The sequence below is a fragment of the Aquipuribacter aurantiacus genome (genome assembly GCF_051216895.1).
In the GTDB taxonomy this organism is placed as follows: Bacteria; Actinomycetota; Actinomycetes; order Actinomycetales; family JBBAYJ01; genus Aquipuribacter.
Genome location: NZ_JBPKAO010000001.1, coordinates 36,358 through 58,937 on the forward strand (window position 1 = coordinate 36,358; position 22,580 = coordinate 58,937).

General features: G+C 72.6%; 21 protein-coding genes. 11 read left to right on the plus strand and 10 right to left on the minus strand.

All coding sequences use genetic code 11. From position 1 onward, the window contains the following. Positions 1-18 precede the first annotated feature (18 nt). Both ACR80Q_RS00210 and ACR80Q_RS00215 read right to left on the minus strand, forming a co-directional pair. Entirely contained in the window at positions 19-996 is a 978-nt protein-coding gene (locus ACR80Q_RS00210) for a YihY/virulence factor BrkB family protein (RefSeq protein ID WP_435375521.1), read from the minus strand. Between the two features lie 86 nt (positions 997-1,082). After that, positions 1,083-2,606, minus strand: coding sequence for a CehA/McbA family metallohydrolase domain-containing protein (locus tag ACR80Q_RS00215; RefSeq protein WP_435375522.1), 1,524 nt, complete (start codon positions 2,604-2,606; stop codon positions 1,083-1,085). Between the two features lie 248 nt (positions 2,607-2,854). On the opposite strand from ACR80Q_RS00215, the gene sqr reads away from it, so the two are divergent. From sqr to ACR80Q_RS00245, 6 genes are all read left to right on the plus strand, one after another. Continuing rightward, positions 2,855-4,099, plus strand: coding sequence for a type III sulfide quinone reductase, selenoprotein subtype (gene sqr / locus ACR80Q_RS00220; protein WP_435375523.1), 1,245 nt, complete (start codon positions 2,855-2,857; stop codon positions 4,097-4,099). A 1-nt stretch (position 4,100) separates the two neighbouring features. Next, on the plus strand, positions 4,101-4,415 hold the full coding sequence (locus ACR80Q_RS00225) for a TusE/DsrC/DsvC family sulfur relay protein (RefSeq protein ID WP_435375524.1): 315 nt from the start codon (positions 4,101-4,103) through the stop codon (positions 4,413-4,415). Positions 4,416-4,454: 39 nt separating this feature from the next. Continuing rightward, on the plus strand, positions 4,455-4,967 hold the full coding sequence (locus ACR80Q_RS00230) for a DsrE/DsrF/DrsH-like family protein (protein WP_435375525.1): 513 nt from the start codon (positions 4,455-4,457) through the stop codon (positions 4,965-4,967). Positions 4,968-5,042: 75 nt separating this feature from the next. After that, positions 5,043-6,350 carry a cytochrome P450 gene (locus ACR80Q_RS00235; RefSeq protein ID WP_435375526.1) on the plus strand — a complete coding sequence of 436 codons (1,308 nt, stop codon included), beginning with the start codon at positions 5,043-5,045 and terminating at the stop codon, positions 6,348-6,350. A gap of 24 nt (positions 6,351-6,374) precedes the next feature. Then, complete coding sequence (locus ACR80Q_RS00240; protein WP_435375527.1) at positions 6,375-7,607, plus strand: DUF418 domain-containing protein; 1,233 nt, start codon at positions 6,375-6,377, stop codon at positions 7,605-7,607. A 136-nt stretch (positions 7,608-7,743) separates the two neighbouring features. Next, positions 7,744-8,013 carry a GlsB/YeaQ/YmgE family stress response membrane protein gene (locus ACR80Q_RS00245; protein ID WP_435375528.1) on the plus strand — a complete coding sequence of 90 codons (270 nt, stop codon included), beginning with the start codon at positions 7,744-7,746 and terminating at the stop codon, positions 8,011-8,013. 144 nt (positions 8,014-8,157) lie between these two features. On the opposite strand, the gene dnaB is transcribed toward ACR80Q_RS00245, so the two are convergent. Beyond that, entirely contained in the window at positions 8,158-10,428 is a 2,271-nt protein-coding gene (gene dnaB / locus ACR80Q_RS00250) for a replicative DNA helicase (protein ID WP_435376030.1), read from the minus strand. Positions 10,429-10,988: 560 nt separating this feature from the next. On the opposite strand from dnaB, the gene ACR80Q_RS00255 reads away from it, so the two are divergent. Beyond that, positions 10,989-12,326: an MATE family efflux transporter gene (locus tag ACR80Q_RS00255; RefSeq protein ID WP_435375529.1), complete on the plus strand. Its 1,338-nt coding sequence runs from the start codon at positions 10,989-10,991 to the stop codon at positions 12,324-12,326. A gap of 108 nt (positions 12,327-12,434) precedes the next feature. Here the strand turns inward: ACR80Q_RS00255 and rplI are convergent, their stop codons facing one another. From rplI to ACR80Q_RS00290, 7 genes are all read right to left on the minus strand, one after another. After that, positions 12,435-12,881: a 50S ribosomal protein L9 gene (rplI, locus tag ACR80Q_RS00260; protein WP_435375530.1), complete on the minus strand. Its 447-nt coding sequence runs from the start codon at positions 12,879-12,881 to the stop codon at positions 12,435-12,437. A 14-nt stretch (positions 12,882-12,895) separates the two neighbouring features. Beyond that, complete coding sequence (rpsR, locus tag ACR80Q_RS00265; protein ID WP_340293148.1) at positions 12,896-13,141, minus strand: 30S ribosomal protein S18; 246 nt, start codon at positions 13,139-13,141, stop codon at positions 12,896-12,898. Between the two features lie 83 nt (positions 13,142-13,224). Beyond that, the gene (locus tag ACR80Q_RS00270) at positions 13,225-13,800 is read right to left on the minus strand and encodes a single-stranded DNA-binding protein (protein ID WP_435375531.1); all 576 of its coding nucleotides are present in this window, start codon (positions 13,798-13,800) and stop codon (positions 13,225-13,227) included. A 14-nt stretch (positions 13,801-13,814) separates the two neighbouring features. After that, positions 13,815-14,105 carry a 30S ribosomal protein S6 gene (gene rpsF, locus ACR80Q_RS00275; RefSeq protein WP_380164193.1) on the minus strand — a complete coding sequence of 97 codons (291 nt, stop codon included), beginning with the start codon at positions 14,103-14,105 and terminating at the stop codon, positions 13,815-13,817. Between the two features lie 123 nt (positions 14,106-14,228). Next, on the minus strand, positions 14,229-15,662 hold the full coding sequence (locus ACR80Q_RS00280) for a glycosyltransferase family protein (RefSeq protein WP_435375532.1): 1,434 nt from the start codon (positions 15,660-15,662) through the stop codon (positions 14,229-14,231). After that, a complete protein-coding gene (locus ACR80Q_RS00285) occupies positions 15,659-15,889 on the minus strand; it encodes a hypothetical protein (RefSeq protein WP_435375533.1) in 231 nt (76 codons plus the stop codon). Before ACR80Q_RS00285 ends, ACR80Q_RS00280 begins: the two co-directional genes overlap by 4 nt. Next, the gene (locus tag ACR80Q_RS00290; protein WP_435375534.1) at positions 15,886-18,813 is read right to left on the minus strand and encodes a transglycosylase domain-containing protein; all 2,928 of its coding nucleotides are present in this window, start codon (positions 18,811-18,813) and stop codon (positions 15,886-15,888) included. The genes ACR80Q_RS00285 and ACR80Q_RS00290 overlap by 4 nt, the downstream gene beginning before the upstream one ends. Before the next feature lie 150 nt (positions 18,814-18,963). Between ACR80Q_RS00290 and ACR80Q_RS00295 the strand changes: the two genes are divergently transcribed. The 4 genes from ACR80Q_RS00295 to ACR80Q_RS00310 all read left to right on the plus strand — a co-directional run bounded on the left by ACR80Q_RS00295 (position 18,964) and on the right by ACR80Q_RS00310 (position 22,556). Then, a complete protein-coding gene (locus ACR80Q_RS00295) occupies positions 18,964-19,521 on the plus strand; it encodes a PadR family transcriptional regulator (RefSeq protein ID WP_435375535.1) in 558 nt (185 codons plus the stop codon). A gap of 94 nt (positions 19,522-19,615) precedes the next feature. Next, positions 19,616-20,686 carry an inositol-3-phosphate synthase gene (locus ACR80Q_RS00300; protein ID WP_435375536.1) on the plus strand — a complete coding sequence of 357 codons (1,071 nt, stop codon included), beginning with the start codon at positions 19,616-19,618 and terminating at the stop codon, positions 20,684-20,686. After that, positions 20,683-21,186: a GtrA family protein gene (locus ACR80Q_RS00305; RefSeq protein WP_435375537.1), complete on the plus strand. Its 504-nt coding sequence runs from the start codon at positions 20,683-20,685 to the stop codon at positions 21,184-21,186. Before ACR80Q_RS00300 ends, ACR80Q_RS00305 begins: the two co-directional genes overlap by 4 nt. Continuing rightward, positions 21,183-22,556, plus strand: a complete 1,374-nt coding sequence (locus tag ACR80Q_RS00310) for an MFS transporter (protein ID WP_435375538.1) — start codon at positions 21,183-21,185, stop codon at positions 22,554-22,556. The genes ACR80Q_RS00305 and ACR80Q_RS00310 overlap by 4 nt, the downstream gene beginning before the upstream one ends. The last annotated feature ends 24 nt before the right edge of the window (positions 22,557-22,580 follow it).

Sequence of the window (22,580 nt, forward strand, 5' to 3'; positions counted from 1 at the left end):
GAGCCGGACCGACCTCCCTCAGCGCCGCGGCAGCTCGTCCGCCGCGACCGCGTCACGCTCGCCCATGGGCTGCTCGGGGCCCTTGGTGGTGTCGCGGGTGGTCTGCTTCTCCATCTCGGCGTTGATCTCCGCACCCAGCAGGACGACGTAGGCGGTCAGGAAGAGCCACAGCATGAGGATCGCGACCCCGGCGATGGCGCCGTAGGTCTCGCCGTAGCTGCCGAAGTTCGACACGTACAGGCTGAACGCGATGCTCCCGAGCACCCAGAGGACGGTCGCGACGACGGCGCCGAGGCTGGCCCAGCGCAGCTTGGGGTCGTCGCGGTCCGGCGCGAACCGGTAGACGACCGCGAGCGCGGCGGCCACCAGCGCGACCAGCAGGACCCAGCGGGCGACCTGGGCGAGGACCGTGCCGACGACGCCGAGGCCCAGCCCGTCCAGGACCGGCGGGACCACGGCGACCAGGCCGACGGACACGATGAGGAACAGGATCGCGCCGAGGGTCAGGGCCAGGGCGAGCAGACGGATTGTGATGAACCCGCGGCTCTCCTCCTCGTCGTAGGCCACGTTGACGGCCTTGACGAGGTTGGCGGTACCGCCGGAGGCGGACCACAGGGCCAGCAGCACCGAGATGACCAGCGCGACGCCGAGGCCGGAGTCCTGGCCGGCCACGTTCTCCATCTGGGTGGTGATGATCTCGCTCGCCTCGGCCGGCATGCCCTCGGTGAGGCTCGCGGCCTGCGCGCTCGGGTCGTCCACCACCAGACCCCACACGCTGATCAGGGCGATCATGGCCGGGAACAGCGCCAGGAACGCGAAGAACGCCACACCGCCCGCCAGCATCGGCACGTTGTCGGCCTTGGCCTCCGCGAACGCGCGGGTGACGATCTGCTTCCACCCGGCGGCGGGGATCTCGCTGGGCTTCGTCGCGTCGCCGCCCGGCAGGTCGTTGCCGGGGCGGTCATCGGTCGTCGTGCGGGAGGTGTCGCGGCTCATGCCCGACCGGTACCCACGTCGCGACCCGTCATGCGACCGACCACCTCCTGCGCCCCGGGCAGGAGGTGGCCCGGATGTTCTTCTGCTCAGTGCGAGTGGTCGTGGGGCCAGCCCGAACCGTTGCTCATCACCCGGTCGCCCCGGCTGCGACCGGGTCCGGGGCGCACGTCCGGTCCGGTGCCGAACCGCCACGGCGACGTGTAGGCCAGCGCCAGGTTGTTGCAGGGGTGCCCCACCGGTCCGGGCTGGTTGTTGGGCCGCGTCGGGTCCGCGACCCGCAGCACCACCCAGTCGCCGTCCGCGGCGTCGAGCCGGACCGCGAACCGAACCAGCCGGTCGTCCCGCCCGCCGGGCATCCGGACGTCCTCCACGTGCACGACCTCGGGGACGTCGGTGCCGGGTCGCAGCACCTGGATCTGCACCGGGGTCCCCGCGAAGGCGTCCCCCCGGTCCAGGTCCACGACGAAGCGGACCGGCTGCCCGGGACGGGTCCGCTGGAGCCGGCCGCCCATCTGCACCCCGTTCGCCGTCGCGTCCAGCCGCAGGCCGCGCAGGTTGGTCGCGAAGAACCGCCGCGCCTGCATGGCCTCCCTGACGCCGGCCCGGGTCAGCTCGCGCACGTAGAGCCCGGCCCGGCCCTTGCCGTCCGGCTCGCCCCAGCTCGTGCCGTGCTCGTCGGTGACGCCCAGCAGCCCGACGTCCCAGCCGGCGTTGAGGCAGGCCGTCAGGGGCGACGGGAACCCGGCGGAGAACTCCTTGAACAGGTAGTCCTCCTCCCGGTTCATGATCTCCATGCTCACGACGCGCTCACGGACCCGCTCGTCGTAGGCGAAGTCGTCGAAGACCAGCGGCTCGCGGTTGGGGTGGTTGAACCCGGCGATGCCGTCGGCCCCGCCCCCCAGGCCCTGGGCCGCCGGGTCGGCCCGCAGCCAGTCGTACAGGCTCTCCATGCCGTTGTCGCGGCTGGCCCGCACCCCGGCGATGACGGCGGCGACCTGCACCGGGCTGAGGCCGAGCTGCGCCAGGGCGCCGGCCAGCAGCGGCACCGACAGCCCGATGCCGACCAGCTGAGCCTCCGTGATCCCGTCGGTGAGCAGCGCGTCGATCCAGCGGCTGGTGAACCAGACGTTCATGTGGCCCAGCGCCGGGCTGGACCACTCGAACCCGGAGACGGCGGTGAACGAGCCTGGCACGTCGTGCGCGTCGGCCAGCGCCCGGGTGTTCTGGAACCCGGCCTCGTCCAGGCCGAGCAGCGACCGGCACTCGTTGCGTCCGCCCGGCGCCGGCGGGGGGAACAGGGCGCAGGCGTCACCGGGCACGGAGTACGCGGCGACGCTGTGGTCGGTGAGCGCCGCGACGTCCAGGCCGGCGTCGCGCATCGACCCGTAGGCCTCCTCGGGCAGCCCGGCGGCGTCGGACTGCAGCGAGTGGTTGTGCAGGTCGGCGTGGACCAGGCGGGTGCCGCGGGTGACGCGCGACTGCCGCGAGGTCTCGAACTCGGCCCGCGGGCCGAGCGGGGCGGCGAGCGCGTGGGCCGGGGCGGCGGCCACCAGGGCCGAGGCGGCGACGCCGCCGTGCAGGACGGTGCGTCGGGACGGGGCGAGGCTCATCGTCGGTTCCTCCGGACGGGTGGGGGACCGCGCGGACGTGCGGCCGGGCGCATGCTCGCCTGCCCAGGTGTACGGCGGGCGAGCACCGGATGACATCGCGGTGGCGGTCGGCGCCGGCGCCGGGGCCGGGGCCGGGGCCGGGGCAGCGCGTCGCTGTGGCGCGGGTCATGCCCGAGGCGGGACCAAGGTCCAGTGCCGGGGGGTGCCGAGCCGCCTAGCGTCGGAGGACGACGTCGACGGAGGCCACGATGAAGCAGCTGCTGGTGCTGGGGGCAGGGACCGCGGGGACGATGGTCGTGAACAAGCTGCGCCGACGGCTCGGCGACGACTGGCGCATCATGGTGGTGGAGCAGTCCGGGACCCACTACTACCAACCCGGGTACCTGTTCCTCCCGTTCGGCACCTACACCCCGCGGCAGGTCACCCGCCCGACCGCGTCGCTGATCCACAAGGGCATCGACCTGGTCCGGGGCGAGGTCGACCGGGTCCTCCCGGAGGAGCACGCGGTGCTGCTCGCCGACGGTCGGCGGCTCGCCTACGACCAGCTGGTGATCGCCACCGGCACCAGCCCGCGACCGGACCAGACGCCCGGGATGCTCGACGGCGGGGAGTGGCACCGGAGCATCCACGAGTTCTTCACCTTCGACGGCGCGCAGGCGCTGCGCGCCGCCCTGGAACGGTTCACCGGCGGCACGGTCCTGGTGCACGTCGTGGAGATGCCGATCAAGTGCCCGGTCGCACCGCTGGAGTTCGCCTTCCTCGCCGACGCCTACTTCCGCGAGCGCGGCATCCGCGACGCCGTCGAGCTCACCTACGTGACACCGCTGTCGGCCGCGTTCACCAAACCGGTGTCGGCACGCCGCCTGGGCGACGTCCTGGAGCAGAAGCAGATCGGCCTGGAGACGGACTTCGTCGTGGAGAGCGTCGACGCCGAGAACCGTGCGCTGGTGTCCTACGACGAGCGACGGGTCCCGTTCGACCTGCTGGTCACCGTGCCGCTCAACATGGGCGCGGACTACGTGGCCCGCTCCGGCATGGGTGACGAGCTCAACTACGTGCCCGTGGACAAGCACACGATGCAGTCCACCACCTGGCCCGACGTCTTCGCCCTCGGCGACGCCTCGGACATCCCGGCCTCCAAGGCCGGCTCCGTCGCCCACTTCTCGGTCGAGGTGTTCGTCGACAACTTCGTGGACCACGTCGCGGGCCGACCCATGACGGGCAGCTTCGACGGGCACGCCAACTGCTACATCGAGTCCGGTCACGGCAAGGCGATGCTCATCGACTTCAACTACGAGACCGAGCCGCTGACCGGCACGTTCCCGGTGCCCCACCTGGGCCCGTTCCACCTGCTCGAGCAGACCCGCGCCAACCACCTCGGCAAGCTCGCCTTCCGGCACATGTACTGGAACCTGCTGCTGCCCGGGCGCCCCATCCCGCTGCCGGCCCACATGTCGATGGCCGGCAAGCACCTCGAGACCCAGGAGGTCTGACATGCCCGTGACCACGATCGCCGACCGCGAGGTCCACGTCGACGAGGAGGGGTTCCTCACCTCCTACGACGAGTGGAGCCCCGAGCTGGCCCGCGCGCTCGCCGGTGCCATCGGCCTGGAGCTGACCGACGAGCACCTCGCGGTCGTCGACTTCCTCCGCCGGGACTTCCTGACCAAGGACGAGACGCCGACCTTGCGCCGGGTCTCGACCGTGGGCGGCTTCCCGACCAAGCAGCTGTTCGTGCTGTTCCCCAAGAAGCCCGCCAAGAAGATGGCCTACGTCGCCGGGCTGCCCAAGCCCAAGGGCTGCGTCTGAGCCGGCCCCACCACCCACCCACGCCCGGAAGGACCCCCGATGACCGTCACCCAGGCCGCCCCGCTCGTCCCCTCGTTCGACGACGAGGACGACGGGGACCGCACGCTCGCCATCATCTGCTCCAAGGGCTCGCTCGACATGGCCTACCCCGGGCTGATCCTCGCCAACGCCGCCCTGGGCGAGGGCGTCCAGACCCACCTGTTCTTCACGTTCTGGGGCTTCGACCTGATCACCAAGAAGACGATGGGCGACCTGCAGTTCACGATGCTGGGCAACGTGGCGACCCACCTGCCGCAGGGTCTGGGCGGGTTGCCCGGCATGACCGCGATGGCGACGCGGAAGATGAAGCGGTCCATCGCCGAGGTCGGCGTCCCCGAGGTGCCGGAGTTCCTCGAGCAGATCCGCGACTCCGGCGGCCACCTGTGGGCCTGCCGGCTGTCGGCGGACATGAACCACCTCACGGAGGAGGACCTCTACGACGGGGTCGAGGCCATCATCAGCGCCTCGGACTTCATCGAGAAGACCGCGGGCGCCCAGCTGCTCTTCATCTAGACCCGCGCGCCCCGGGAGGACCGGCGGGTGTATCGCCGCCCGCCGTCCCTGCTCCTGCGCCCTGGAGGTGGTGCCGTGGACCCGCTCGCGCACGTGCCGGGCGCCGGTGCGCCCCCCGTCGTCGGCCACTCGTTGCAGTTCCTGCGCGACTGCCACCGGCTGATGGACTCCCGGCGGGCCCGCTACGGCGACGTCTTCCGGACCGAGCTGCTCGGCCGCACCGTGGTCGTGTTCCTCACCCCGCAGGCCACGCGCGAGATCTACCTGGACCCCGACCAGGTGCTGTCCAGCGAGGGCGGCTGGTCGACCAGCATCGGCCCCCTGTTCCGCCGGGGGCTGATGCTGAGGGACTTCGACGACCACCGTGTGCACCGGCAGGTGATGCGTCAGGCCTTCAGCCGCACGGCGATCAGCGGCTACGTCGAGGCGATCCACAGCATCACCGACCGGCACCTGGACGCGCTGCCGCCGGGCGAGTTCGACGTCTACCTGCTCATGAAGCGCCTCACCCTCGACGTCGCCGCCGAGGTGTTCGTCGGTGCCTCGCTCGGGGAGCAGGCCGGCGCGGTCAACCGCGGGTTCGTCGACGCGATGGGGGCCGCCCTGACACCTTTCCGGTTCCGGGTCCCCGGTACGGCGTTCCACCGCGGGATGCGCGGGCGGGAGTCGTTGCAGCGGGTGTTCCGCGACCTGGTCGTGCAGCGGCGGAAGGAGGAACCTCGACCTGACCTGCTGTCGCGGCTGTCGCACGCCACCACGGAGTCCGGCACGGTGCTGGACGTCGACGAGGTCGTCGACCACATGATCTTCCTCATGCTCGCCGCGCACGACACGACCACGTCGACGCTGGCGGTGCTGCTCTGGCAGCTCGCGCTGCACCCGGACCGGCAGGACCGGGTCGTGGAGGAGGTGCAGGCGCTGGGCGGGGAACCGGTCACGCTGGCCAACCACGCGTCGCTGGTGCAGACCAGGCGGGCCATGCAGGAGTCGTTGCGGCTCAGCCCGCCCGTCCCGTTCTCACCGCGGGTCGCGACCCGGGACGTCGTCATCGACGGCGTCCCCATCCCCGCCGGTGTCGCCCTCACGCCGGCCAGCATGACGCTGCACCGTCACCCCGACTGGTGGAGCGACCCGTTGCGCTTCGACCCCGACCGGTTCGCGCCGGGACGGGCCGAGCACGCGCAGCACTCGCACCTGTTCGTCCCCTTCGGGGGCGGGGCGCACCTGTGCATCGGCAACCACGTGGCCGAGCTCGTGGTCACCACGGTCGTCGCACGGCTGCTGGCGACACGTCGTCTGGTGGCCGACCCGGGCGCCGGGGTGATCATGCAACCTGTCCCCATCCCCCGCCCCCGCGGCGCGATGGTGCTCACCGTCACGTAGGCGGCCCTGTGCCAGGGTTGGCCGGTGCACCAGACCACTACCTCCGGACCCGTCCGCACCCGCGAGCGCGTGCTCGCCCCTGACCTGGCCCGAGGGCTCGCGCTGCTGGGGATCGCGCTGGCCAACTGCGTGGTCTACATCTGGGGCCGCGAGATCGGCCCGCTGATGCGGCCGGTGGACGGGTCGAGCGCCGACCGGGCGGTGGACACCGTGGTCGGCCTGTTCGTGGACAACCGTGCGTTCCCGATGTTCACCATGCTGTTCGCCTACGGGTTCGTCATGATCCTCCGTCGTCAGGCCGCGGCCGGGGTGCCGTGGGCCCAGGCCCGCAACGTCCTGCTGCGCCGCTCGGCGTGGCTCGCGGCGTTCGGGGCGGTGCACATGCTGCTGCTCTTCTTCGGCGACATCCTGCTGAGCTACGGCATCCTCGGGATCGCGTTGGTGTTCGCGCTGCGCTGGAGCGACCGGGTCCTGACGCTGGTCGGCTGGTCGACGCTGGTCGTCTTCGTGGGCCTGGGGGCGTTGGACGGGCTGGGGGGCATGCTGTCGTCGTTCGGCGGCCAGCCCACGTCCGAGACGTTCCTCGGCGGCCTGCTGCTGCGGGTCCTCACCCTGTTCAGCACCGTGGTCGGGGCGCCCATGTACGTCCTGGCGTTCGCGCCGCCGGCCGTGGTCGGCGTCCTGCTGGCCCGCCGCGGGGTGCTCGAGAACCCGGCCGAGCACCTGCCGCTGCTGCGTCGGATGTCGGCCGGCCTCGTCGTCAGCGTGCTGGGGGCGCTGCCGCTGGTCCTGATGGCGACCCAGGTGATCGAGTACGGCTGGGTCACCTCCGCGCTGGCCGGGATGCTGCACGGCGGCACCGGGTTGCTGGGGGCGGTCGCCTTCATCGGCCTCGTCGGGTGGTTCGTGGGGGCCCGCCAGCAGCGCGCCGCCCGGACGGGGACCACCCTCCCGGCCCGTCCCGGCGGGCCGGTCGGCGCCCTGGCGGCGGTGGGCGAGCGGTCCCTGACCTGCTACCTGCTGCAGTCGGTGCTGCTGGTCCCGCTGCTGTCGCCGTGGGCGCTGGGGCTCGGCGAGGGTGCGGGCACGGCCCTCGTCTCCGCCGTCGCGGTCGGCGTGTACCTGGTGACGCTGCTGGTCGCCGTCGGCCTGGACCGGGCCGGCCGGCCCGGTCCCGCGGAGCTCCTGCTCCGTCGACTGGTCTACCGCTCGCCCCGTCCCGCGGCGGCCCAGCCCACCCAGCCGGCCCCGGTCTGACGTCCCACCCGCGGGTGCCATAACGCACGAGGCGGGCAGAAGGTTTCACTTCTGAGGGGCGGGGTACTCCGAGTTCGGCCCCAGGGCCACCCCGCCGTCCCGCTGCGGCTGGGGACATCTCAGCAAGGAGACGCACATGGGCATCATCGGTTGGATCATCCTCGGCCTCATCGCCGGCCTCATCGCCAAGGCGATCATGCCCGGCAAGGACCCGGGTGGCATCATCGTCACGATCATCATCGGCATCGTCGGTGCGCTGCTCGGTGGCTTCCTCGCTTCCGCCATCTTCGGCGTCTCCGTCAACGACGGCTTCTTCGACCTGGGCACCTGGGTCGCCGCCATCGTCGGCGCGCTGATCCTCCTCTTCATCTACCGTCTCGTCACCGGCCGCAAGGCTCGCGCCTGACCGACGTACCTCGAAGCCCCGGCGACCTCACGGTTGCCGGGGCTTCGTCGTACCCGGGGTCCGGTCCCTCCGGACCGACGGAGGTGAGCACCGTCGAGGTGGAGGCGAGCGGTGGTGCCGCAGGGCCGCCCACCGGGCGCCTCCTCAGCCGTGGGCCATGTCCCCGAAACGCGAGTAGTGGCCCTGGAACACCACGGTGATGGTGTCGGTGGGACCGTTGCGGTGCTTGGCGATGATGAAGTCGGCCTCGCCGGGACGGTTGTCCTTGTCGTAGGCGTCCTCGCGGTGCAGCAGCATGATCATGTCGGCGTCCTGCTCGATGGCGCCGGACTCACGCAGGTCGGACATCTGCGGCTTCTTGTCGGTCCGCTGCTCCGGTCCACGGTTGAGCTGCGAGATCGCGATGACCGGCACCTCGAGCTCTTTGGCCAACAGCTTGAGGGCACGCGAGAACTCGCTGACCTCCTGCTGGCGGGACTCCACACGCTTGCCCGAGCTCATCAGCTGCAGGTAGTCGAGCACGACGAGCTTGAGGTCGGTCTGCTGCTTGAGCCGGCGGCACTTGGCCCGGATCTCCGGCATCGTCATGTTGGGCGAGTCGTCGATGAACAACGGGGCGTCGTTGGTCTGCCCCAGGACCCGGGCGATCTTCTGCCAGTCGTTGTCCTGCAGCTTGCCCGTGCGCAGGGCCTGCAGCTTGATACCGGCCTCGGCGGAGATGAGGCGCGTCGAGATCTCCGACCGGCTCATCTCCAGCGAGAAGATCACCGTCGACATGTTGTTGTGGATCGCGGCCGAGCGGGCGATGTCCAGCCCGACCGTCGAGTTGTGGGTGGGCACCATGGACCGGGTCGCCAGGTACAGGTGGTCGTCGTTGTCGACCTCGACGCACCGGACGGGGACGCTGGCCACGGGCCGGACCTGGACGACGTACCGCCGGCGCAGCCGGGGGGTGCCGACGCTGCGACGCTCCTTGTGCACCAGCTGCTTGCGCATCAGGACGAAGACGTCGTCCGAGGGGGTGAAGCTGACGATCCAGCAGGTGGAGGTGGCCTCGGCGCGGCCGGCGACCCGCCTGGCCGTCACCCCGCACCGGTAGCCCAGGCTGACGACCAGCTCACGGAACGACTCGGCGAGCCGCGGGTCGGTCACGGCGAGCTGCACGCTGCCCCTGTCCGTGACCGTCCCGTCGGAGTCCAGCAGACCGGCGAGGAGAGCCCGGCGCTGGGCCTCGCTCGCCCGGAGGTACGCCGTCGGCACGTGCTTGTCCCCCAGGACGCCGATGCGCCGCAGCAGAGCGGTGAAGGTGTCGTGGTCGGGGAGGCCGGCCCCTTCGAGGCGCATGACGATCTCGGGGTCCGCGGTGCTGATGCGGGCTCCTGCGGCGTGCCCGGCACCGAGCCACACCCCCAGGACGTACGGGTCGACGGGGAGGTCGGCGTCCGGGAGGACCAGTGCCGCCGCGGTGTCCACCGAGTGGTTGGCCCGGGGGGTGCCGGCAGGGTGGTTGAGGGTGCCGGCGATCTCCTGGGTGGTGCGGACGGCGGCCGCCCCGTGGCCGCGCCGAGAGGCGCGCGTGTCGGTCCGCCACTGGTGCAGCGCGTCTGCGACCACGGTCGTGCCGTCGTCGAAGACGACCTCGTAGCAGGGGCGGCCCGTCAGCACCTCCGTCGCGGCGACGACGCGGGTGGGGCAGCCGTCGGCGTCCAGCAGGTCGTCCCCGACGCGGACCTCACCCATGGTGGTCCAGCCGGTCGGCGTGGGCAGGGGCGTGTCCAGGCCGAGGGCCTTGCCCATGGCGGGCCTGGCGGCGATGACGATCATCTGGCCGGGGTGCAGGCCGTTGGTGAGCTGGTCGAGCTCGCGGAAGCCGGTGGGCACGCCGTTCATGCCCTCGGGGCGGGCCTCCATCTCCTCCAGCTCGGTGACGGTGTCCTGCATGACCTCCGACAGGGGCCGGTAGTCGTCACGGGCCTGGCGGTCGGTGACGGAGTAGACCTCGGCCTGGGCGAGGTTGACGATCTCGTCGACGTCCCCGCCCTCGCCGGCGTAGCCGAGGGTCGCGATCTTGGTGCCGGCCTCGACCAGGCGGCGGAGGATGGCCTTGTCCCGCACGATGCGCGCGTAGTACGCGGCGCTGGCCGCGGTCGGCACCGTGGCCACCAGGGTGTGCAGGTAGGGCGCGCCGCCGACCCGGTTGAGCTCGCCGCGGCGGCCCAGGACGTCGGCCACCGTCACGGGGTCGGCGGGCTCGCCACGACCGAACAGGTCGAGGACGGCGTCGTAGATCATCTCGTGGGCGGGCCGGTAGAAGTCGGCGCCCTTGAGGTTCTCGCTGACGTCGGCGACGGCGTCCTTGGACAGCAGCATCGCCCCGAGGGCGCACTGCTCGGCGAGCACGTCCTGCGGCGGCATCCGCTCGAACCCGCTGGGTCCGCCCTGGGCCAGACCCCTCCCCGACAGCTCGAGGTCGGTCGACGACTCCGCGATGCTCAACGCTCCACCCACTCCCTGGCATGCACCCGGAGCGGTTCCCGGGTGAGTACCGAGGTGTAGCGAGGACCCCGGACAGAGCCGGACGCTAGGCCCCGGAGGGCCGACACGCCAAGCCCGTCGACCGCGGTTGTCCACAGGTCCTGTGGACAGTGTGGGGACAGACTCCCGACGATCATGAGCAACCGCAGGACACGCTGTCCACGGCTGTGGACACAGCTGTGGACGACTCGCCCGGGATACACCTCGTCTCAGCCGGTGAACCACCGCTGACCTGCGGTGTTGTCCTCCGGGAGGGTGTGGAGAACAACTCGTGGAGGGTTACGGCCTTATGAACAGCCCCGAACGACCAGATGGCGGGACGAGGTGACGGACCCGGTGCGCCCCCACCCCGAACCGGGTCCGACCTGCACGGTCGACGTGTTGTCCACAAGGTTGTCCACATTGTTGACGGTGAAAGTTGATGACGGCGGGGGCGAGCGGTGAGGAGGCCCGACACCCAGGCCCGCGAGATCCTGGCCCTGGCCGTCCCGGCCCTGGGCGCCCTCGTCGTCGAGCCGTTGTTCCTGCTCACGGACACCGCGATCGTCGGTGCGCTGGGCACCGACAGCCTGGCCGGGCTCGGGCTCGCCTCGGCCGTCCTGGCGACCCTGGTGGGGCTCTTCGTCGTCCTCGCCTACGGGACGACGGCGTCCGTGGCCCGTCGCCTGGGCGCCGGCGACCGGGCCGGCGCGATCGGGGTGGGGCTGGACGGGACCTGGCTCGCCCTGGGGGTCGGTCTGGCGGTGGCCGTCGTGGGGGCCGCGTCGGCCCCGACGGTGGCGACGGTGTTCGGGGCCGCACCCGGCGCGACGGCGGAGGCTGCCGTCTACCTCGGCGTCTCGTTCCTGGGCATCCCGGCCATGCTCGTCGTGCTGGCCGCCACCGGCGTGCTGCGGGGGCTCCAGGACACCCGCACGCCCCTGCTGGTGGCCACCGTCGGTTTCACGTGCAACGCGGTCCTGTCGTACGTGCTCACCCACGGTCCCGGCCCGCTGCCGGCGCTCGGGATCGCGGGCTCCGCGTGGGGCACCGTCGTCGCCCAGCTCCTGATGGCGACCTGGTTGGTCGCGCTGGTCGTCCGGGGGGCCCGGCGCTTCGAGGTCCCGTTGCGCCCCCACGTCCGGGGCATCCGGTCGGCCGCCGTCGCCGGGGTGCCGTTGCTGCTGCGGACCGTCACCCTCCGGCTGGCGCTCCTGGTGACCACCTGGGCCGCGGCCGGCACGGGAGCGGAGTCTCTGGCCGCCCACCAGGTCGTCTTCACGGTCTGGACCTTCGGGTCCTTCGCCCTGGACGCGCTGGCCATCGCCGCGCAGGCCCTGACGGGACGCAACCTGGGCGCCGGCGACGCCGCCGGCGCCCGCGCCACCACCCGACGCATGGTGCGCTGGGGCCTCGGCGGGGGGGTGGTGTTCGGGGGCCTGCTCGCCGCCGCGTCCCCGTGGCTGCCCGTGCTGTTCTCCGACGACGCCACCGTCCGGGCCGGGATCACCGCCGGGCTGCTGGTCGTGAGCCTCACCGCACCCCTGGCCGGCTACGTGTTCGTGCTGGACGGCGTCCTGATCGGGGCCGGCGACGGCCGCTACCTCGCGGTCGCGGGGCTGTGGGCCCTGCTGGGGTACCTGCCGCTGGTGGCGGTGGTCCCGCTGACCGGGCTGGTCGGAACCACGGGCCTGGTGGTCCTGTGGGTCGCGTTCGCGGGCGGCTTCATGGCCGCCCGCGCCCTGACCCTCGGGCTGCGGGAGCGCTCGGGCCGCTGGCTCGTGCTCGGGTCGAGCTGAGCGTGCCACGGGGTTGACGTCTCGGGCCGCTCCCACCAACAGCCGAACGGGCGGTCCCGGATCGCTCCGGGACCGCCCGTCGGGGCGTTCAGGTGGTGCAGGAGACGGTCAGGCCGCGACGACGTCCACGTCGATCGAGGCGGTGACGTCCGTGTGGAGCTTGACGGTGACCGTGTAGGTCCCCAGCGACTTGATCGGCTGGGGGATGATCACCTTGCGGCGGTCGATGGACGGACCGCCGGAGGCGACGAGCGCCTCGGCGATGTCGCCCGGGGTGATGGCGCCGAACAGACGACCCGAGTCACCCGCGCGAGCGGTGAGCGTGACGGGGCGCTGCTGGAGGGTGGCGCGGACCTGCTGCGCCTCCTCGATCGTCGCGATCTCACGGGCCTTGCGGGCCGTGCGGATCGACGTGACCTGCGCCTCGACGCCCTTGGTCCACGGGGTGGCCAGGCGACGGGGCAGCAGGAAGTTGCGGCCGTAGCCGTCCTTGACGTCGATCACGTCGCCGGGCTCGCCGAGCCCGGTGACCTCCTGGGTGAGGATCAGCTTCATGTGTGTTCCTCTCCTCAGCGGCCGGCGCTGGAGTAGGGCAGCAGGGCCATCTCGCGGGCGTTCTTGATCGCCTGGGCGATCTGACGCTGCTGCTGGACGGTCACCCCGGTGACCCGGCGGGCGCGGATCTTGCCCCGGTCGGAGATGAACTTCCGCAGCAGGGCGGTGTCCTTGTAGTCGATGTACTCGACCCCGGCGGTCTTGAGGGGGTTGAGCTTCTTCTTGGGCTTGCGCAGCACCGGCTTCTTGGCGGCAGCCACGGTGTCTCCTCTACGTCAGGTGCCGTACGGCCAGCTGGCCGGACGGACGGGTGTCACGAACATGAAGAACGAGGTTCTCGACCTCAGAAGGGCGGCTCGTCGTCGCCGCCGGAGTAGCCACCAGCCGCCGGACCGGTCGCCCACGGGTCGGCGTAGCCGCCCTGGTTCCCACCGGCAGGTGCGGCCGCGGGGGCGTTGGACCAGCCACCGCCACCACCCTGACCACCCTGCTGCTGGGCGGGCTGACCGCCGCCGAAACCGCCGCCACCACCGGGGCCACCAGGACCGCCGGAACGCTGCGTGCGGTTGACCTTGGCGGTCGCGTACCGCAACGACGGGCCGACCTCGTCGGCCTCCAGCTCGATGACGGTACGGTTCTCGCCCTCCTTGGTCTGGAACGAGCGCGACTTCATGCGCCCGGTGACCACGACCCTGGTGCCCTTGGTGAGGGACTCCGCGACGTTCTCGGCCGCCTCGCGCCAGATCGAGCAGCGCATGAACAGCGTCTCGCCGTCCTTCCACTCGTTGGACTGGCGGTCCAGCGTGCGAGGGGTGCTGGCGACGGTGAAGTTGGCGACCGCCGAACCGGACGGCGTGAACCGCAGCTCCGGGTCACCGGTCAGGTTGCCGACCAGCGTGATGATGGTCTCTCCGGCCATGTCAGCTCCTCAGCTCAGCGCGAGTCGGGGCGGATCAGCTTGGTCCGCACGACCGACTCGTTGAGGTTGAGCTGACGGTCCAGCTCGAGAGCCGGGGCGGGCTCGGTGGACATGGTGACCACCGCGTAGATGCCCTCGTTCTTCTTGTTGATCGGGTACGCCATGCGGCGACGGCCCCAGATGTCGATGTTGTCCACCGTGCCGCCGTTGTCCTTGATGACGGTCAGGTAGCGCTCGAGGCTCGGGGCGACGGTGCGCTCCTCGAGGTCCGAGTCCAGGATGATCATGAGTTCGTACTGACGCATCGTGCTAACCCACCTCCTGTGGTCTGTCGGCCACGGTCGGTCCGTGGCAGGAGGGTTGTACGTCGGTACCGGCTGGTGGCCCATCGGGGGCCGGGCAGGCACAGTCGTCGAGGGTACCGCGACTCAGCCGAACCGGACGACGACGCGGTCCTCCGCGCCCCACAACGGACCGGCGGCCGGGTCCTGGCCGTCCCCGTCCAGCCTCACCTCGTCGGTCTCGGGGTGCCGGCCCAGCTGGAAGGCCTGCCAACCGAGCCAGGCCATCGCCGCCAGCCGCCCGACCATCAGCACGGCGTAGAACCCGGCGGGCAGTGCCCGGTTGGCCTCGCTCAGGCCCACGAGGTACTGCCAGACCGCCACGACGTACAACGCCTCGGCCGCCCACCACCACAGGTGCTCGCGCCAGCGCGGCAGGGCCAGCGCCGCCCACGGCAGCAGCCACAGGGACGCCTGCACCGGCACGGTCTTCGACACCACGAACGTCGCGACCAGCAGCAGCAGCACCAGCACCGGCAGCCGCGGGGCCCGCGGGGTGGACAGCGCCCACACCGAGACCCCCACCAGCACCAGCAGCGTCAGCACGAGCGAGGCGACCGACGACTCCGGCCCCGTCAGGGCCCGGACGCCGCTGACCTGCTCGTCGGCCAGCAACCGGGGGACCAGCAGCCACGAGCCGTAGCCGGGCTCGGCCGCCCACCAGGTGCGGGCCGGTGCCGTCCAGGCCTGGGGCGACAGCAGGGCCAGCGGCAGGTTGACCGCCGCCCAGGTGAAGGCCGCGGCCGACCCGGCCACCGCGACCTCGCGGGCGCGACCACCACGCACGGCCAGCAGCACCAGCGCCAGCACGACCAGCACGACGTGGAACCGCGCCGACACCGCCAGGCCCAGCACGACGCCCGCCAGCAACGGGCGTCCGCGGGCCCAGACGGCGACGGCCAGGACCCCCAGGGCCACGCCGAGCAGGTCGAAGGACACCAGGCCGGACAGCACCACCACCGGGCTGAGGGCCAGGAGGGTGGCGTCCCACGGCCGGCGGCCCGACAACGACACCACGGCGAGCACGGCCACCACCAGGGAGCCGGCCGCGACCACCGCGAACAGGTCGAAGTAGACCCGGGGACCGGCGTCGACGACCACGTCGCCGCCGCCGGAGACGAGCAGCTCCGACACCCCCTGCAGCGGGCCCACCAGCACGGCGAGCAGCGCGGCCACGTACGCGGTCAGCGCCGGCTGGGCCAGGCCGTCCGGGGCGGCGGCGTCCAGGCCCAGCAGGGACCCGGGCGTGCCACCCAGCGTGCCGAACAGCACCGCGACGTCGGAGTAGCAGGTGTGGACGAACTGCCCCGGCGTGGTCCAGCCCTGCGCGCGGCAGTGCTGGGAACGGAGCACGGCCAGCAGGGTCGTCGCCAGGGCGACGACGACGAGCACCCGCGCCGGGCTCCACCACGGGTGCCCGGGCACGGCGACCCGCCGCCCCGCCGGGCCCCCCAGCAGCGGGCTGGCCCAGCGGGCGAAGCGGTCCTGCCGGGTGGGGGCGACCACCCCGGGAGGGGTCACGGCACGGTGAGGCTGGGGCGCGGCGCCGGTCGGGCGTCACCCCCGGCTCCGCCGACGTCCTGCGTCGGCTCGGGCTCCGGCTCGGGCTCCGGCTCGGGTTCGGGCTCCGGCTCGGGCTCCGGGTCGGGCTCCGGTGCCACCGTCGGCTCCGGCTCGGGCTCCGGCTCCTCCGGGGTCGGCGTCGGGGTCGGCGTCGGGGTCGGGGCCGGCTCGGGCTCCGCGGTCACGGTGACCACAGGAGGCTCGGGCTCCGGCTCCGCCTCCTGCTCCGTCTGCTGGGGCACCGGCTCCGGGGACCGCTCACGGGGCTCCATGTCCACCTGGTCGGGGAACTCGAGCACCTCCTGGCCGTCGAGGGCGCCCGCCATGATGGCGGTCCAGATCCGGGCCGGGTAGGACCCCCCGGTGACGGTCCGGGTGCCGNGTCGGGCTCCGGTGCCACCGTCGGCTCCGGCTCGGGCTCCGGCCCCTCCGGGGTCGGCGTCGGGGTCGGCGCCGGCTCGGGCTCCGCGGTCCCGGTGACCACAGGAGGCTCGGGCTCCGGCTCCGCCGGGGTCGGCGTCGGGGTCGGCGCCGGCTCGGGCTCCGCGGTCCCGGTGACCACAGGAGGCTCGGGCTCCGGCTCCGCCGGGGTCGGCGTCGGGGTCGGCGCCGGCTCGGGCTCCGCGGTCCCGGTGACCACAGGAGGCTCGGGCTCCGGCTCCGCCGGGGTCGGCGTCGGGGTCGGGGCCGGCTCGGGCTCCGCGGTCACGGTGACCACAGGAGGCTCGGGCTCCGGCTCCGCCGGGGTCGGCATCGGGGTCAGGGCCGGCTCGGGCTCCGCGGCCACGGTGACCACAGGAGGCTCAGGCTCCGGCTCCGCCGGGGTCGGCATCGGGGTCAGGGCCGGCTCGGGCTCCGCGGCCACGGTGACCACAGGAGGCTCGGGCTCCGGCTCCGCCTCCTGCTCCGTCTGCTGGGGCACCGGCTCCGGGGACCGCTCACGGGGCTCCATGTCCACCTGGTCGGGGAACTCGAGCACCTCCTGGCCGTCGAGGGCGCCCGCCATGATGGCGGTCCAGATCCGGGCCGGGTAGGACCCCCCGGTGACGGTCCGGGTGCCGGGGATCTCGATCGTCTCCGCCTCGCCGTCCTCACCGGTCTGGTACAGCGCGACGGCGGACACCAGCTGCGGGGTGTAGCCGATGAACCAGGCGGAGCGCGCGTTGCTGCTGGTCCCGGTCTTGCCCGCGACGGGCCGGTCCAGGGCCCGGGCCTCGCGGCCGGAGCCCTGCTCGACGACCTGGGTCATCGCGTAGGTGGCGTTGGCCATGACGTCGGCGTCGAACACCTCGGCCCCCGTGGTGTCGGGCTCGAAGAGCACCGAGCCGTTGGGAGCGGTGACGGAGGCCACGACGTGCCACTCCCGACGCACCCCCTGCGCCGCGAAGGTGGAGAACGCCTGCGCCTGGTCGATGACGCGCGGGGACGCCGACCCGAGCACGTTGGACACGAAGTCCTCCAGGCCCACGGTGTTGTCGGGCAACCCGGCGCGGACGGCGACGTCGCGCGTGGCCTCCGCACCCACCTCCTCGTTCAGCTCGACGTACGCGGTATTGACCGAGTTGGCCGTGGCCTCCACCAGGTCGACCGTCCCGTAGTCCGTGCCGCCGAAGTTGCGGACCGGGGTGTCGCCGTAGCCGTCGAACCGGCGACCGCTGTTGCCGTTGAACGTCTCCGTCAGCGGGATCCCCGCCTCCAGCGCCGCGACCAGCGTGTACGGCTTGAACGTGGACCCGGCCTCGGCGATCCCGGCCGTGACCGAGTTCTGCTGCTCGGTGAGGTCCTCCCCGCCGTACATGCCACGGACCGCCCCGGTCGTCGGGTCGATCGTCACCGCGCCCACGCGCAGCCCCGGGGACAGGGCCTCGCCGCCGGTGTCCTCCTCGTCGGGCATCTCCTCCGCGACCCCGGCCTCGACGGCGTCCTGCACCGCCACGTCGTAGGTGGTGACGACCTGCAGCCCGCCGGTGTCGATGTCGACGTCGTCGTACCCGAGCTCGACGAGCTCCTGGCGGGCGGCCTGCAGCAGGTAGCCCCGGGGCCCGGCGTACAGGTCGCCCACCTCGGCCTCGACCGTCTCGGGCAGCTGCATGGCGTCGACCTCGGCCTGGGTCGCGGCCTCGGTGACCACGAGCCCGTCCAGCACGTAGTCGAAGCGCTCCTGGGCGGCCTCGGGGTCCACGGCCGGGTCGTAGCGGTTCGGCGCCGGGAGCAGCCCCGCCAGCATGGCGGCCTGCTCGGTCGTGAGGTCGGCGGCGTCGACCCCGAAGTAGTTCTGGGACGCGGCCTGGATGCCGTAGGAGCCGCGGCCGAAGAACACCGTGTTGAGGTAGTCGGTGAGGATCTGGTCCTTGTCGAGGCGGCGCTCGACCTTGAGCGAGATGAGGATCTCGGTCACCTTGCGCTCGACCGTCTGGTCCGCGGTCAGGAAGTAGTTCTTGACGTACTGCTGGGTGATGGTCGACCCGCCGCCGGCCGGCTCGCCGATCACGATGCCCCAGGCCGCCCGGGCGATACCGGTCGGGCTGATACCCGGGTTCTCGTAGAACGTCCGGTCCTCGGCCGCGACGACGGCGTCACGGATGGTGTCGTTGATGTCCGCCGACTCGACGATGGTCCGGTCCTCGGCCGCGACGCCGGCGCCACGGATGGTGTCGTTGACGTCCGCCGACTCGACGATGGCCCGGCCCTGGGCCACGAACCGGCCCAGCTCGGGCTCGCCGTCGGAGTAGGAGATGGTGGACGTCGGGGCGAACGCTGCGTCGTTGGGGTCGCGGATCTCGGTGCGGACGGAGGCGAAGGCCGCGACCGCGACCCCGGCCAGCACGAGCACCAGGGCGGTCACCCCCAGCACCAGGAACGTCCGCCTCAGCCAGCGGCGCCGGGGCTTCGCGGGCCCACCCTTGCCGTTCGGGCCCTTGCCGTTCGGGCCCTTGCCGTTCGGGCCCTTGCCGCCGGCCCCGGAGCCGGCAGAGGGGAAGGGCGAGGCCTCGCCACGGGCCGCCGACCCCGCCCCGCCGGAGCCCACCGGTCGGGCGGCAGGACGAGCCCGCCGCCCGGCACCGGGCTGGGAGGGGTCGGGGAAGACGGGGCGATCGGGTCCAGACATCGCCGACCAGTATGACCTCGTGGAGTTGGCGGTCGTGACGACGAGCACCTACTGTGCAGCGGAACGACGTATCGAGCCGATACATCGTGACGCCACCCCGCTCGACGCAGGGACGGCCGCAGGAACACCACAGCCCGAGGACGGAGACCGGTGCCCCGACGTACCGACGTCATCGAGCTCGCCGTCCTCGGCGTCCTCGAGGACGCCCCGATGCACGGCTACCACCTGCGCAAGCACGTGACGGCCCTGCTGGGGCCGTGGCGCGCCGCCTTGAGCTTCGGCACGCTCTACCCGACGTTGCGTCGGTTGCAGTCGGGTGGCTTCGTCCGCGCCGAGGGCGCTCCGGTGGCCTCGACGACCAAGGTCGTCTACCAGGTGACCGAGGACGGCCGGGCCCGGTTCCGGGAGCTGCTGGCCCACCCGGGGGCGGCCCTGTCCGACGACGACGCGTTCGGCGTCCGGTTCGCGTTCTTCGCGCGGCTGGCCCCGGCGGACCGGGTGCGGGTGCTCGAGCAGCGCCGCGCCCGGCTGCTCGATCGGCTCGACCACGCCCAGGGGCGGGACTGCGCGGACCCCGCGGAGTCCCGTGACCCCTACCGCCGCGCCTGGGCGCAGCGGGGCGTGGCCTCGGTCGAGGCCGAGCTGCACTGGACCGACGCCCGCCTGGCCGCCGAGCGGTCGGGCGTGGACAGCCCCTCCACGGGGTAGCAGCCAGCACCACCGCAACCGCACCACCCGAACCGCACCAGCACGCGCACCATCCCCACGACCGGGCCGTCCGGTCACGAACAGGAGACAACGCATGGGTTCCATCCGTCTCGCCGTCGTCGGCGTCGGCAACTGCGCCGCCTCGCTCGTCCAGGGCGTCCACTACTACGCGGACGCCACGCCGGACACCGAGGTCCCCGGCCTGATGCACGTCGAGTTCGGCCAGTACCACGTGCGCGACATCGAGTTCGTCGCCGCCTTCGACGTCGACGCCAAGAAGGTCGGCTTCGACCTGTCCGAGGCCATCAAGGCCAGTGAGAACAACACCATCACCATCTGCGACGTGCCGCCGCTCGGCGTCGCCGTGCAGCGCGGCCCGACCCTGGACGGCCTCGGCAAGTACTACCGGGAGACCATCGAGGAGTCCGACGCCGAGCCGGTCGACGTGGTCGCCGCCCTGCGCGCGGCCAAGGCCGACGTCCTGGTCTGCTACCTGCCCGTCGGGTCCGAGGACGCCGCGAAGTTCTACGCCCAGTGCGCCATCGACGCCGGCGTGGCCTTCGTCAACGCGCTGCCGGTGTTCATCGCCTCCGACCCGGTCTGGGCCGCGAAGTTCACCGAGGCCGGCGTCCCGGTCGTGGGCGACGACATCAAGAGCCAGGTGGGCGCCACCATCACCCACCGGGTCCTGGCGCGGCTGTTCCAGGAGCGCGGCGTGGTGCTGGACCGCACCTACCAGCTCAACGTGGGCGGCAACATGGACTTCAAGAACATGCTCGAGCGGGACCGGCTGTACTCCAAGAAGGTCTCCAAGACGCAGGCCGTCACCAGCAACGTCGACCACGACCTGGGTGCGCGCAACGTCCACATCGGGCCGAGCGACTACGTGCAGTGGCTCGACGACCGCAAGTGGGCCTACGTCCGGCTCGAGGGCCGCGCCTTCGGCGACGTGCCCCTGAACCTGGAGTACAAGCTCGAGGTCTGGGACTCGCCGAACTCGGCGGGCGTGATCATCGACGCCGTCCGTGCGGCCAAGATCGCCGCCGACCGCGGCCAGGGCGGGCCCGTCATCGCGGCCAGCACGTACTTCATGAAGTCCCCGCCCGAGCAGAACCCCGACGACATCGGGCGCACCATGCTCGAGGCGTTCATCCGCGGCGAGTGACACCTCCGGTCGGCCGGGAGCCCCGCACGGGCTCCCGGCTGTCCCGGGTCTACGAGCACTCGCTGACCCGGTTCCTGGCCTTCAGCGCGGTCGGTCTGACCTTCGACCTGACCGTGCTCCTGCTGCTCGACCGGTTCACGTCGCTGCCGTACCAGGCCAGCGTGACCATCGCCTTCGTCCTGACGTACGCGCTCAACTTCGTGCTCAACCGCTGGTTCGCCTTCGACGCCGCCCACGGTCGGGTCGCCGGGCAGCTGGGGCGGTTCCTGCCGCAGGTCACCGCCGACTACCTCCTGGTCGTGTTCGGCGTCACGCTGCTCGTCGAGCTCGGGGTGCCGCTGCTGCCGGCACGGGTGCTGTCGGCGTTCACCAACGCCGTCCTCAACTACTGCGCCTACCGCTGGTGGACCTTCCGCGACGGCGGGGCGGGCGGCGGGGTGCCCGGCCGCGGCCACCACGACGAGCACGAGCACGACCAGCAGCGGACGTCCTCGGCGTGAGCCGACCGGCCCGTACGGGTGGCTTCACCGAGGTCCTGCGCTCCGCGCGCTACCGACGGCTGCTGTCCGTGCGGCTGGCCAGCCAGCTCGGCGACGGCGCGTTCCAGGCCGGTCTGGCCAGCTTCGTCCTGTTCAACCCGACCGACGCCCCCACCGCGCCGCTGGTGGCCGGGGCGTTGTCGGTGGCCGTGCTGCCCTTCACGGTCGTCGGCCCGTTCGCGGGCGTGCTGCTGGACCGGTGGTCGCGCCAACGGGTGCTGCTGGTCAGCAACCTGGTCCGGGTGGTCCTGGTCGCGCTGGTCGCCGCGGTCGTCCTGGTCGGCGGCGGCCGGCTGGACGGGGGGGTCCTGGTCGCCCTGTACGTGCTGGTCCTGGCGACCCTCACGGTCAACCGGTTCCTGCTGGCGGGGCTGGGCGCGTCGCTGCCCAAGACCGTCGAGGCCCGGTTGCTGGTGCCGGCCAACGCCATCACCCCGACCCTGGGCACGGGCGCGTTCGGCACCGGGTTCGGCCTCGGCCTGCTGCTGCGCCTGCTGGCGGGGCCGGGGGCCGGCACCGACGCGGCGATCCTGCTGCTGGCCGGGGGCCTGTTCCTGACCGCGGCCCTGCTGACGCTGCGGATCGCCCACCGCGCCCTGGGCCCGGACGAGCGCACGGCCGCGAGCACCGCCCAGGCCGTGGTCGCCGTCCTGCACGGGCTGCGCGAGGGCGCGGTGCACGTGTGGCGGCAGCCGGCCGCCCGTAACGCGATCGGGGTCATCGGTGCCCACCGGTTCGCGTTCGGGCTGTCGACGATCGCGACGTTCCTGCTGGCTCGCGGCTACCTGTCCGACGACGTCGACGTGGGTCTGGGCATCCTCGGCCTCGCCGGCGGGGCAGCCGCGGTCGGTGCGCTGCTCGCCGCCGCGATCACGCCGACCGTGGCGGCCCGGCTGGCTGCGCTGCCCGACCCGCACCGCCTGGGCCTGCGCGGGCTGGACGCGTGGGTCGCGCTGGCCCTGCTCGTCGCGTTCGCGGTCGAGGCCCTCTTCACGCTGGGGGTGGCCGTCTGGTCGCTGACCGCCGGCGCGCTGGTCCTCGGCCTGTGCGGGCAGGTCGTCAAGATCGCGGCGGACACCCACGTCCAGACCGCGGTCCTGGAGTCCGTCCGCGGGCGCGCGTTCGCGTTCTACGACGTGGTCTTCAACGCCGCGTTCATCCTGGCGGCGGCGCTCGGGGCCCTCGTCATCCCCGACGACGGGTACTCCAGACCCCTCTACGCGTTCATCGCCGTGCTCTACCTGGCCACCGGCCTGGCCTACGTCCGCTCGTCCCGCCGCGCTGCCCCGGACCCCGACGGGGCGCCCCGGCGCGTCGCCCGGCAGGGCTGACCCGGGCTGACCCGGCAGGGCTGA